Genomic DNA, 12,895 nt, shown 5'->3' on the forward strand with positions numbered 1-12,895 from the left:
TGTTGACTGTGGACTGTTGACTACTGACTACTGACTACTGACTCTTTTTCGTTTTTTGGGTGAGACTCTGCAAATCTGTAGAAATTTCCACTGAGGGCGAAATCGGGTTGTCAAGTTGGCGAGTTTCGGGTCGAAGACTGGCCACAGAAGCAGCAGTGCGTTTGGCGATCTCCTCCAAACTTTCCTGTTTCTGGACTCGTTGGCCATCCTTGACAACCAACTTCATTAATGGTAAGTAAGAATCGCAATTGTGAATAGTTTCTCCCGACAATCCCAAATAATCTCCTACAATTTGCCCATTTTTAATATGTCTAAATATTTGCTTTCTTCCTGGATATGTTACCTTGCCGCTTGCCTCTTTCATCACCGGAAGTCCGTCAATTTCCACCAACTTATAAACACCGTTGACAGGGGAACCGCTGACCAACTTGGTTCCTAAACCGTAACCGTCAATGCAAGCACCGCTACTTTTTAATTTAGCAATTTCTCGCTCGTCCAAATCGCCGCTAGCAAAAATTGGAACGCCCGGAAGGATCGATCGAACTTCCCGAGACAGCACCGCCAAATCGCCCGAATCCAGCCGCACGCCTTCCAACTGCATTTCACCGCTGTTTACTCGATCGGCCAACATCCGCGCCGCCGCCACAGTATCGTAAGTATCGATCAGCAGCGGCGCCCCCGGAAAATAGCGGTGAAAAGCTGCAAACGCTTGATTCTCGCTACCTTCGAGGGCAGCCACAGCCATTACCAAAGCATGGGCGATCGTACCGACAGGCTTACGGCCCAACTTCAAAGCAGCCAAAACATTAGAAGTTCCATCGAATCCCGCAGCCAGGGCAGCCCTAGCCGCCCACACAGCAGCTTGAGGCCCAAAAGCCCTGCGCGTCCCGAACTCAAGCAACTTAGCCTCCGGGCCCGCCACATCGCGCAGCCGCGCTGCCCGCGTCGCAATCAAAGTTTGATAATTTATGGCATTCAATAAATAAGTTTCCACTAACTGAGCCTGCCACAGAGGAGCCTCAATTCGCAGCAGAGGCTCGTTGGCAAACACCGCCGTCCCCTCCGGCACCGCCCAAACATCGCCAGTAAAACGGGCTGTGGCGAGTAAAGTCCAAAATCGCTCCGGGGCACCGGCAAAAATCCCAGTGGATTGCAAAGCCTCAATTTGGGTCGGCGAAAACCGAAATTTTTCCAAATAATCGAGAACTTGAGCCAAACCCATCGCGATCGCGTAGCCAAAACCCTCTGGCAGCCTGCGCGCGAATAATTCAAAACTCGCGGCGCGCCCGTCGAGCCCTTCCCCGACATAACAAGCGCCCATCGTTAGCTGGTAGAGATCGGTCAAAAGGCTGTAATCTGCTGAAGAAACCGTTAGTTCCTGGTCTTCTAAGATTTCTTCAAAACCTGTGAGCTGCAGGCTTTCTGTGGTAGTTTTCATAAGAAAAACCCCGGACAAACTTCTTTTTTTAATTATAGTGACAAACACTATATCTTTTTGTAAATCTTTGATAAAGATTACAGATATTTGTCGGAAAAATTCGCTGATTATGCCCTTTAATAGCGGATTTTGGTTAATTTTACATTAATATTATGGTAAAATCCATATAAATTCTTAATTTAACAAACTCAGGAATTAACCACAAACACTCAAGCGTTCCGGGTTTTTTGCGAAAATATTTCCTTGCAGCCTTTGAATAGAGTTAGAAAACCCGGTTTCTGAGCGTCGGGAGGGCGATCGCGACTGCTTGACTTGAGTAAGGAAAAATCTACCAGCAAAAGGTCGATCGTCCAACAATGCGTAATTTATAAAACCTTCAGCTTGCTTCAATGTTGCAGACCAATAAGTAATTCAAATAAATATTGCTAAACTCATCCAAAGCTCAAAAATCCGAGTAATATTAAAAGTATCAGAACTCAGACAAGAGAGGCAGATTCTATGAATCTTTCTAAATCTTTGGCAAACGCGATGCGTTACGTTTCGGAAGCAGCGGTGCGGATTTTTAGCCCCAGCGATGACAACTATCCAAATAGTGGAGTTCAACCTTTTGAGGGTAAGCTTTCTAAAAGTTCTAAATCGAGAGACTGAACAGCCATTAACGCAGTTTCTAGCGAGTTCGGCACAGCCATTCAGTTTAACAGTCAATGGTTAACACTTAATTGTTGACTGTTGACTTTTGACTTTGACTATCAATAGTAATTGTAGATGGGGTTTCCCTTCCTTCTACCCAACCTACAATTACCAATCACCAATTACATTGAACTTCCCCAATTGACAAAAGACCGATTCAGTGTAGAGTAAGCTTTTGAAATAAAGATTTTGGCGTTGCTGATTTAGGGTATGAAAGGCTAAATATGCAAGTCATAGAAACCAGTATTCACAAAACTTAGGGATTTTCAAGTTATTTTTTTCATACCCTGATTAAGCAACGCCGACGTGAAGATTTCTGAGTTGAAAGCGAATTCTCAGGTGAAACAAGCTCAAGGCGAAGCTGAGTCGATTCGGGTGAAGGGAAATGCTCAAGCTGAAGCTTATCGCGCGGGTGTTGTAGCTTTGGGAGGTTCCGGTTATACGGCTTTGCAGTTAATGCAAATTATAGGCGATCGCAACGTGCGAGTTGTGCCGGATGTTGCGGTAACAGGCAACGGTAGCGGTGGCGGTTTGGTTGATGGTTTGCTGGGAATGATGATGTGGAATCAAACGAGCAAAAATGGAGAAAATGGCGGGGAGTTACCGTTAGTTAACCTACAGAAATCGGAACCTGCGGCCAAGTTATCAGTAGCCCAGGTGAATTCTGTTAAGCCGTCGGCATCTCGCGCTAATTCCCCTGTTGCGAATTCTGAGGCTGATATTGATTCGCGGTTTGATGAATTGCCGTTTGACGATCGCTCTTTTAGTTAGGCTGTGCAGTTTGTAGCGAGAACTTGAGTCCTCTCTTATCGAAAGGGGGTATTACCAGTTTGTAGTTGGGCCCGATACCTAGCCAAAAGTTCAGCTAATCTCCTCAACCCAATGTCAGCATTAGCTGACCTTTTTTTATAGCTAAAAACTAAACTTTTAACCAGCTATTTTGGCGAAGACTTTTTCTAAACTTCAAACTTAATTGACATGCCGATTTTAAAATGCTACTCTCGGCATATTGCTATTTCGTTCTTAGTGTGCTGGTTTAGTTTCACTTTAGCCTCAAGGCTTTGCTAGGTAACGCTTTGAGATTATTTACATCCGCTTGCGGGCAACTTGCTCAACTCGGGGCGATTGCCTTGAAATCCTAGCCAGCTATGGTTTAGGACACCAGAAAACTAATAATTTGGCACACTAAGTACGGAAGAGCCCGGCATATTTGGAGTGTACTTCCTTAGCAATTAGAGTAAGTTATGCAACTTTCAACGATGGATTTAGATACATTTTCTCAGGCGAGTCTCCTGGGATTCGCGGCCTTAGCAGGCTATATTCTGACACTGCTTCCCACAAATTTGAGAATTGTTTTCCCTCTCACAAAAAAAACTGGCTTTCCCCAATGGCTGCTGAAATATCGCCGTTTCATTGGTCTGATCTCTTTCTTTTTAGCTGTAGCTCACGGATTCATCTTTTTCAAACAAAGAAACTTTGATATCTTTGATATCAAAACTTATTTTGTTTACTTCCAGGGAGTAGCGACATTCATTATTTTTACTCTTTTGGCTATCACCTCTAACGATTGGAGCGTGAAAAGACTTAAGAAAAATTGGAAAAAATTGCAGCGTCTCACTTACCTTGGTATGTTTTTAGTAACCTGGCATATCTGGGATAAAATGGCCGGTCACTGGACATATTTAACGCCTGTTGGAATTGCAGCTATAACCGCCACAATAGTTTTATTCCTCGGTCGAGTCTTGATTGAGCGCCAATCTAGACAACAAAAACATCAGCCAACAGAAGGCAAAGTAACAGTCCTAACAAGAGTATGGGATAGCATTTCTCAAAGGTAGAATGCAGCAGAAAAATCTTCTATTAATTTCTGGGCTTGAAATCTGGAAGTTTATTTTAAATAAAGTGAGTTGTGGAGGCCATATTTATGATATCAAAAGCAGTTAAATGGAAAGTTTCAGCAGTCTGGACACTAACAGCAGTTGTAACTGCGGCGGGCATCGGGTGGTCTAGGTCGCTTCCGGAATTGAAAACAACTGCATCGCAGTTTAAATCGGGGCTGTTCACTCAATATTCTCGCAGTTTTAAAGATAATTCTGGGTGGATTTACGCGATCGCACTCAGTCCAGACGGCACAACTTTAGCCAGCGGGAGTTATGGCGGCATTATCAAAATCTGGAACTTGCAAACCGGCGAATTACTTTACACCTTAAAAGCACATACCGATGCAATTGAATCCCTCGCCATTAGTCCTGATGGCAATCTTCTGGCTAGCGGGAGTTGGGATAACCGGATTAAATTGTGGAATCTCAAAACTGGCATACTCATCAATACCTTGAAAGGTCATGCGGATGATGTCAAAGCAATAAGTATCAGTCCTGATGGAAGGTTACTCGCTTCTGGAAGTACCGACAAAACTGTAAAAGTGTGGAATTTTTCCGATGGCAAACTACTCCGCACACTTCCAGATACAGACTGGATTAAATCTGTCGCTTTTAGCCCGGACAGTAAAATTTTAGCAAGCGGCAGCGAGAATGGAACTATTAAGATTTGGTGGCTTGATGATGGCGGCAATTACACGCTGACGGGGCATTCCGGGTCGGTAAAATCAGTGAGTTTTAGTCCCGACGGGAAAACTTTAGCGAGTGGCAGTGCGGATAAAACTGTTAAGCTGTGGCAGTTTACAAATGGCAAAGTTCTGCATACATTAACAGGGCATTCGGGCCCGGTGCAGTCAGTTGCTTTTAGCGCGGATGGACAGGCTTTAGCTAGTGGCAGCTACGACAAAACTATCAAGCTGTGGAATTTGAAAACGGGCGAACTGATGACAAATTTTGCGGCTCATTCTAAGCCTGTTTGGTCGGTAGCTTTTAGCTCTCAAAATCCTGTTTTAGCCAGCGGTAGCGCAGATGAAACTATTAAGCTTTGGCCTGTACCTGTCCCGCTTGCGACTCCGGTTAACTCTCCAGCGCCAGAGGTAGAGGCCACATCTTCTGACATTATCTCGCCCGGTGAAATTGCACAGTTGAACCGGAAAGTTTACGACCAAATTGACAAGAGTTGGCGCTCGACTCCCACCTTCAACACTTCATTAGTTTATCGGGTTGCCGTGGATGAAGAAGGGGGAATTATAGATTATCAGCCAGTGAACCAAGAAGCGGTTGATTTTCTCCAAGAAACTTCTCTTCCTTCCTGTCGTAAAGCGGCTCGTCAACCAAAGATTTTTAGTCAATTTCAGGTAGTGTTTAAACCCTCAGGGGTGCTTGAAGTTAACCCGTGGCAAGGGTGGAATTAATCTTACTACTTATCTGGCTAATTAGGTTAAATTAGGACTTAATAAATTACTGAAAGACTCGATGTTATTGTCTTCTAGTTCTTGCTTCTTCCTCCTTTTCTCTCACTCATAACTCTTGATGCAATTGATCGCGGTTGAAATCTTTGTCCCGATCGCAGTACAATCGATCGATATTGCATCTGAGGAATCTCCCATGTCAGAACCGTTTTCTACTGAGATTAGCGATCGCATCTGCACTCACATGAACGAAGACCACGCTAGTGCTGTAGTGCTGTACGCTCAAGCATTTGGCGACCAACCGGAGGCAACAGAAGCTCAAATGCTCGCTATTGATGCCAACGGCATGGATTTAACCGCTAAAGTCAACGACGAAACAGTGCCTGTCAGAGTTAAATTCGATCGCACTTTAAAAGACGCCGAAGATGCTCACCACACTCTGATTGAAATGGTGAAACAAGCTCGAAAAGTTGCTAAGTAGTCAATTGCCTACTAGGCGGTTATAATTTTAACGTTTGCAGTACGGAATTTAGTCCGCTTAAATAGTTGTTAAGGACTAACATCCTTACTACAAACCTTGAGTTGGCTAAAATTATTTTAAAGACTAAAATCCTGACTGCAAACAAAATATTTAATAAAGTTGAATTCTCCTCTAAAATATCTAATAAAATGACAGAAAATTACCCAAACCCCAAAGCATTAGATGTCGTCAAGGGCAGTAAAAATAACCATTTCGATGCACTGGTAAAGCGACTAGATTTGATGATTCGCGCCCGCTATTCGCTGCTGTACATTGTCGGCGCGGAGGAGGAACCGGTCGAAGCCGTAATTGCCCAAGTAGCGCTGCAAGTAACTCCCGCGCGCCGGGTGTTGTTCTGGGATCTCGTGCGCGGCTGGGAGGATAACGGTTCAGGGAAAGGTTCGGTAATGGCGGCGCTCGATCGCGTCAGCAAAACTGCTGTTGAAGAATATACCATATTTGTACTGCGGGATTTGCACCCTGTTTTGAAATATCCATACAGCGAAAAAAGCGCGGCGGTAGTGCGAGAATTGCGGAATTTAACGCGAGAATTGAAGCGCAGCAAAAAAACTATAGTTCTTACTTCTCACACGCTGGAATTGCCGGAGGAATTGAAAGAAGAAGTAACAGTAATTGATTTTCCTTTGCCCAACGTCCAAGAAATCGACAGTTTAATTTCCCACGTTGTGGAAAAGCCGCAACAGTTGCAAGTTAGCGGTTTAGCAAGGGAACAGTTGGTTAAAGCTTGTCAGGGTTTGAGTCGCGCTAGAATCGGGCGGGTTTTAGCTAAAGCTTTGGCCGCCAAACAGCAAATTAACGAGTCAGATATTGACGGAGTTTTGGAGGAAAAACAGCAAGCAATTCGCCAAACGGGAATTTTGGAGTTTTTCAACTCCAGAGAATCCCTAAAAAGTGTGGGCGGCTTGGAGAATTTGAAACAGTGGGTAAAAATGCGACAAGATGCTTTTACTGACGAAGCTCGTCGCTACGGCATACCGAATCCGAAAGGAGTTTTGTTAGTAGGAATTCAAGGAACAGGCAAATCTTTATCTGCGAAAACAATAGCCTCAGAGTGGCGTTTGCCACTGTTGCGATTGGATACTGGGAGATTGTTTGGTGGCGTGGTCGGGGAAAGCGAAAGCCGCGTCAGGCAAATGATACAATTAGCAGAGGCGATCGCACCTTGCGTTTTGTGGATCGATGAAATAGATAAAGCCTTCGGCAACATTATCAGCGGTAGCGACGGGGATTCGGGAACTTCGCGCCGGGTATTCGGCAGTTTGATTACTTGGATGCAGGAAAAAACCAGTCCGGTGTTTATCGTCGCAACTGCAAATAACGTGCGGATTTTGCCCGCAGAGTTGCTGAGAAAGGGCAGATTTGATGAAATTTTCTTTTTGAATTTGCCCTCAGAATCGGAACGGCAAGATATTTTTAAAGTGCATTTGCAGCGTTTGCGGCCGACTAGATTGCGCGAGTTTGATTTGGCGGTTTTGGCTAAACGCGCTGAGAATTTTAGCGGTGCAGAAATTGAACAAGTCGTAATAGATGGGTTGTATCGGGCCTTTGGCACGTTTGTCAACGGACAGCGCCGAGATTTGATGACCGAGGATATTTTGAGGTCGATCGAGGATACTGTACCTTTAGCTGCGATCGCGCGATCGCAAATTGAAGATTTGAAGCGCTGGGCGGCGGAAGCGGGCGCGAGAACAGCATCTAACGATACTCACTTAATTGATGAATTGAAACGCTACAGCCAGCGGCGAAGGGATGCGATCGACAATTAACTTAATTTGGCATCTCTTTAAAAGAGGGACTTTGAACAAGTTCTTGTCCTCCGCTTTTTAAGGGGGGCTAGGAGGGGAATCGAGCTTAGCCGAACCGTATTGGGCTATATGCACCATCACTTATCGCACCGGCATCATCACCAATTTACCAACGTCAAAGTGTTAAATTCACCAGACTTAACAATTTGTGCCAATTTTCGCCTAACCAAGCAGCAGTATTAGTAAGGTGTGGCTGAAGTGTTGCGATCGCCGAAGCAAACCCCCCGGCTTTCTGGGCATAATCAAAAGCTCGTTCTAATGCCTTACCCACCTCGTTTTTATCTGGCTGTGGCTTCTTTAGCTCATCTTGAGCATCTTCAAAAGCATTGTCAATTTTACGACGATCTGAGGTTTCTAACTTCCCCAGTATCTCGCGTAAGGCGTTGAGTTCTGTTTCTATATTGACGCTTGCCGGTGCAGCTAAACTAACTTTTTGAAAATTGATGTTTGCAGAGCTGTTGTCTCCTGTTAAAATTGCGCCATCAAAATCACGCCCAATAGAACCAATAGAAACTGAGCGGTCTGACCAACCTTTACGATCATTACTCATACCATTATCCCTGTCAGATTTAACTGGATTTGTGGGTGATTCTGTCCGATCGCGCCGCCGCCTAATTTTAATCTCTGGGGTTAAATACTCTGGGATTCCCTGCAAATCGATAGAAGTACAACCCATTTGAAAACAATCTTCATAATTCATTCCAGCCGCCAAAGCTGTATAAAACCCGATGCTAAATTTAATCGCTGTCGCATCTCCAATTGCCTGATTCATCCCCACGACGCAATCAATATGTTGATGAATTGCGGTGGCTTGTTCCTCACTATAGCAGGCGTTGAGTAAGACACATTCAATTTGTTCTTGAAACAAATCAAACAGCTTTGCTAAGGCTTGGGTACTGACCAGTTGGGACTGTCCAGAATCAGCTTCTAAGACTAATCCATTCGTACCCGAACCATGTCCCGAAAAGTGAACAATAGTGGGTTGATGGTGAGACAGGAAGCGAGTTAAATCATCGACTTGTACCGCAGATTCAGTAAGGATTTGAAATTCATCTCGATGGGGAGACAGTTGCAGTATATTTTTGATTTCCCGTACTTCTTCATCGAGGCGTAGATGAGTTGTGTTTTTGGGGTTGGCGGAGAGGATAAGGATTTTTTTCATGTTTTTTTTATTGGTTTTTTATATATATTCTAGGAAAAACAGGTGCTTTCTTGCTACTTTTTTGGTAAAAATTCTCAACTTAACTCTTTGATTTCGTTGGGGTAGGTTCAATACTAGGAACATCATCGCAGAGGTGCCTGTCGCTCTCGCTGACTTGAGGATTATTCTGTAAATAACTGCGTACCAAATCGCAATTACGCCTCACTAAAGGGCCTAATTCCAATTCTGGAAGATTCCAGAGTTTGATCGTGTTGTCAGAACTACCAGAAACCAAAGTCTTGCCGTCGGGGCTAAAACTGACGCTCTTGACAGAGTTACTATGCCCTTTGAGGGTGCGGATTTCCCTTCCCGTGGCTAGCTTCCAGAGTTTGATCGTGTTGTCAGAACTACCAGAAACCAAAGTCTTGCCGTCGGGGCTAAAACTAACGCTCCAGACAGAGTTACTATGCCCTTTGAGGGTGCGGATTTCCCTTCCCGTGGCTAGATTCCAGAGTTTGATCGTCTTGTCATCACTCCCAGAAGCCAAAGTCTTGCCGTCGGGGCTAAAACTGACGCTCATGACAGAGTTACTATACCCTTTAAGGGTGCGGATTTCCCTTCCCGTGGCTAGATTCCAGAGTTTGATCGTCTTGTCATCACTCCCAGAAGCCAAAGTCTTGCCGTCGGGGCTAAAACTGACGCTCATGACATAGCTACTATGCCCTTTGAGGGTGCGGATTTCCCTTCCCGTGGCTAGATTCCAGAGTTTGATCGTCTTGTCATCACTCCCAGAAGCCAAAGTCTTGCCGTCGGGGCTAAAACTGACGCTCATGACAGAGTTACTATACCCTTTAAGGGTGCGGATTTCCCTTCCCGTGGCTAGATTCCAGAGTTTGATCGTCTTGTCATCACTCCCAGAAACCAAAGTCTTGCCGTCGGGGCTAAAACTGACGCTCCTGACATAGCTACTATGCCCTTTGAGGGTGCGGATTTCCCTTCCCGTGGCTAGCTTCCAGAGTTTGATCGTGTTGTCCAAACTACCAGAAGCCAAAGTCTTGCCGTCGGGGCTAAAACTGACGCTCATGACATCGCTACTATGCCCTTTGAGGGTGCGGATTTCCCTTCCCGTGGCTAGATTCCAGAGTTTGATCGTCTTGTCCAAACTACCAGAAGCCAAAGTCTTGCCGTCGGGGCTAAAACTGACGCTCATGACATAGCTACTATGCCCTTTGAGGGTGCGGATTTCCCTTCCCGTGGCTAGCTTCCAGAGTTTGATCGTGTTGTCATCACTCCCAGAAGCCAAAGTCTTGCCGTCGGGGCTAAAACTGACGCTCACGACATAGCTACTATGCCCTTTGAGGGTGCGGATTTCCCTTCCGGTGGCTAGATTCCAGAGTTTGATCGTCTTGTCCAAACTACCAGAAGCCAAAGTCTTGCCGTCGGGGCTAAAACTGACGCTCACGACATAGCTACTATACCCTTTAAGGGTGCGGATTTCCCTTCCCGTGGCTAGGTTCCAGAGTTTGATCGTCTTGTCCCAACTCCCAGAAGCCAAAGTCTTGCCGTCGGGGCTAAAACTGACACTATAGACCTCGCTACTATGCCCTTTGAGGGTGCGGATTTCCCTTCCCGTGGCTAGATTCCAGAGTTTGATCGTCTTGTCCTCACTCCCAGAAGCCAAAGTCTTGCCGTCGGGGCTAAAACTGACGCTCACGACATCGCTACTATGCCCTTTGAGGGTGCAGATTTCCCTTTCTGTGGTTAGATTCCAGAGTTTGATCGTCTTGTCCCAACTCCCAGAAGCCAAAGTCTTGCCGTCGGGGCTAAAACTGACACTATAGACCTCGCTACTATGCCCTTTGAGGGTGCGGATTTCCCTTCCCGTGGCTAGATTCCAGAGTTTGATCGTCTTGTCCAAACTACCAGAAGCCAAAGTCTTGCCGTCGGGGCTAAAACTGACGCTATAGACATCGCTACTATGACCTGTCAAGCTGTTGCGTTCTCTTTCTTGAGCAACACCTTCCAGCAAGGCATTCATCACCTCTAGGTTGGTTGTGTGTTGGTTTTGCAGAATTTTTTGTGCCTGAAGCACTGCCACAAAAGCATCTAAATCTTTTCCTTCATTAAATGAGGACTGGGAATAGCGAGCAAGAGATTCAGCTTGATTGAGTTCCGATTGATTCTTCTGATTCCACGCCATCAAACCCAATCCTGTACTAATCACCACCGCTACCACTGAACCCGCTGCAATTCCCCAGGCGGTTCTGATTTCGCGCTTCCGGCGGGCTGCTTCGACTTGTTTGAGGCGATTTCCTTCTTGGATACTCTGCTCAATAAATTCTTGCTCATCAATTAAGTCTTCCGGGCGTTGCTTCAGTTGTTCTTCTGCTTCTGCTAATGCTGCACCCCGCAACAATGAACCCGAATCTCGATTCGTTGCTTCCCATTGTCCCTTTGCTGCCCGCAGTCGCTCTTGCCAAGCTCGAAAAACGCGGTCCCTATTCATCCATTCTCGCAGTTCTCCCCAATTGCGAATCAGAGCTTCATGGACTACCTCTACCGTTTCTTGGCTGGTAGCATTGCGACTTGTCACCACCAATCGAGCATCAGCCAATTGTTTTACCAAAGACCAGCTTTGCTCTCCCAATTCTGCTTTCATGGCGATGCGTCTGGTATCCTCTACTCCCTCCCCCGGACGCACCAACTGAATAAAAATGCGTCGGACTTTTTCTTTCTCCTCATCTGTCAAGTTGCGATATTTCTCATCAGCATGGCGAGCTAATGCACCTTCTACTTGACCAATTTCTTCATAGATTTTGTGAGTTAATTGTTTACCCGTGCGCTTGTTCCACAACTCTGTTAAAGCAAACTCTAGCAAAGGTAAATTTCCTGGTTGGTCTTCCACATCATCCAAAATGCGTTTTACCAGTCCATCTTGAAAAGCTACCCCCAACTTTTCCGCAGGTTTAACAATCACCTGGGAAAGTTCCTCACGGTTCATTGACCTAATCTTGACATCAGGATTGCGTAACACTTCCCCAAATTTAGGATAGGAGAGAGCATTTCCCAAAAAATCCACCCTCATGGTGGCAACCAGCACCCTGGAAAATTGGCTCTGGGAAGGGGAAACTGGAAAGCTGGCTAATAAGATATCTAAAAAACTATGGCGAGTTTTCTGATCTGCACACAAAGTATAAAGTTCTTCAAACTGGTCGGCAATCAACAACACCCGATGATTGGGATAATTCCGTTGAATTTTGGAGAAAACATCTTGAAGCGGAACGGAACCATTCACAAAAAATTTAGCTAACTCACGAGCTTGAGCCATTTGTTCGGTAGCATTTTTATCATGCTCGTAAAGTGGAACCAGCGCCTCAGCCAAAGCATGAAAAGGCTCTGAACCGGGACGGAAGTGAGTAAATAACCAGTGACCTTCTTGTTGTAGTAGTTTTGGCACTAATCCCGCCAACACCACCGAAGATTTCCCACTACCCGACGCACCCAACAAGGGGATAAAATTGCGGGTTTGAGTTGCAGCGAAAAGTTCTTCTACAAATACCTCGCGTCCAAAGAAAAACTCAGCATCATCTGGTCCAAAGTGAAACAAACCGCGATAAGGACAGGGAAGTTTTTCATCAACAGCATCCGTAGAGTCAACAGGAACTACTGTTGTATTTTCACTGTAATAGTAATTGGTGATGGTAATAGTAGCAGTGTTGCGATCGCCAGTAATAATGGCACTGCTCTCAGCATCCCTCCCAATTTTAGCACTGTGGTCTTCTTCTGCCATCTCACCCTCATTTATAGATTTTTAGCCAAAATCAAAGCACCTGGTTTAATAGGTTAGCCGATAACTATAGCCTTTCTCAGCACAAGTGCGGTACGGTTGAGAATTGTCAGGTAATCGCTAAACAAGAGTGCCTAAATTTTTGATTGATAGGCTGCGCCGCAGATCGGGCTTATTAACACAGATTAACACAGATAATTTCAA

General features: G+C 45.4%; 10 protein-coding genes. 6 read left to right on the forward strand and 4 right to left on the reverse strand.

Annotated elements, in window-relative coordinates; translation table 11 throughout:
- Positions 1-34: 34 nt before the first annotated feature.
- Positions 35-1,438 carry a nicotinate phosphoribosyltransferase gene (locus D0A37_RS06850; RefSeq protein ID WP_242722639.1) on the reverse strand — a complete coding sequence of 468 codons (1,404 nt, stop codon included), beginning with the start codon at positions 1,436-1,438 and terminating at the stop codon, positions 35-37.
- A 195-nt stretch (positions 1,439-1,633) separates the two neighbouring features.
- Positions 1,634-1,828: a hypothetical protein gene (locus D0A37_RS06855; RefSeq protein WP_242722641.1), complete on the reverse strand. Its 195-nt coding sequence runs from the start codon at positions 1,826-1,828 to the stop codon at positions 1,634-1,636.
- Positions 1,829-1,936: 108 nt separating this feature from the next.
- Between D0A37_RS06855 and D0A37_RS06860 the strand changes: the two genes are divergently transcribed.
- The 6 genes from D0A37_RS06860 (at position 1,937) to D0A37_RS06885 (ending at position 7,724) form a co-directional block, all read left to right on the forward strand.
- Positions 1,937-2,086: an isochorismate synthase gene (locus tag D0A37_RS06860; protein ID WP_242722643.1), complete on the forward strand. Its 150-nt coding sequence runs from the start codon at positions 1,937-1,939 to the stop codon at positions 2,084-2,086.
- A gap of 363 nt (positions 2,087-2,449) precedes the next feature.
- Positions 2,450-2,899, forward strand: coding sequence for a hypothetical protein (locus D0A37_RS06865; protein WP_242722645.1), 450 nt, complete (start codon positions 2,450-2,452; stop codon positions 2,897-2,899).
- Between the two features lie 473 nt (positions 2,900-3,372).
- Entirely contained in the window at positions 3,373-3,966 is a 594-nt protein-coding gene (locus D0A37_RS06870) for a ferric reductase-like transmembrane domain-containing protein (RefSeq protein ID WP_242722647.1), read from the forward strand.
- An 86-nt stretch (positions 3,967-4,052) separates the two neighbouring features.
- Positions 4,053-5,420, forward strand: coding sequence for a WD40 repeat domain-containing protein (locus tag D0A37_RS06875; RefSeq protein WP_242722649.1), 1,368 nt, complete (start codon positions 4,053-4,055; stop codon positions 5,418-5,420).
- Positions 5,421-5,538: 118 nt separating this feature from the next.
- Entirely contained in the window at positions 5,539-5,898 is a 360-nt protein-coding gene (locus D0A37_RS06880; protein WP_445242539.1) for a DUF2470 domain-containing protein, read from the forward strand.
- Between the two features lie 188 nt (positions 5,899-6,086).
- Positions 6,087-7,724 carry a Ycf46 family AAA ATPase gene (locus D0A37_RS06885; RefSeq protein ID WP_242722651.1) on the forward strand — a complete coding sequence of 546 codons (1,638 nt, stop codon included), beginning with the start codon at positions 6,087-6,089 and terminating at the stop codon, positions 7,722-7,724.
- Between the two features lie 154 nt (positions 7,725-7,878).
- Here D0A37_RS06885 and D0A37_RS06890 read toward each other — a convergent pair whose 3' ends face one another.
- Together D0A37_RS06890 and D0A37_RS06895 are read right to left on the reverse strand one after the other, a co-directional pair.
- The gene (locus tag D0A37_RS06890) at positions 7,879-8,925 is read right to left on the reverse strand and encodes a CHAT domain-containing protein (RefSeq protein ID WP_242722653.1); all 1,047 of its coding nucleotides are present in this window, start codon (positions 8,923-8,925) and stop codon (positions 7,879-7,881) included.
- A 79-nt stretch (positions 8,926-9,004) separates the two neighbouring features.
- Complete coding sequence (locus D0A37_RS06895) at positions 9,005-12,694, reverse strand: WD40 repeat domain-containing protein (RefSeq protein ID WP_242722655.1); 3,690 nt, start codon at positions 12,692-12,694, stop codon at positions 9,005-9,007.
- Positions 12,695-12,895 lie beyond the last annotated feature (201 nt).

Origin of the sequence: Microcoleus vaginatus HSN003 (assembly GCF_022701255.1) — a bacterium.
Classification (GTDB): Bacteria; Cyanobacteriota; Cyanobacteriia; order Cyanobacteriales; family Microcoleaceae; genus Microcoleus; species Microcoleus vaginatus_B.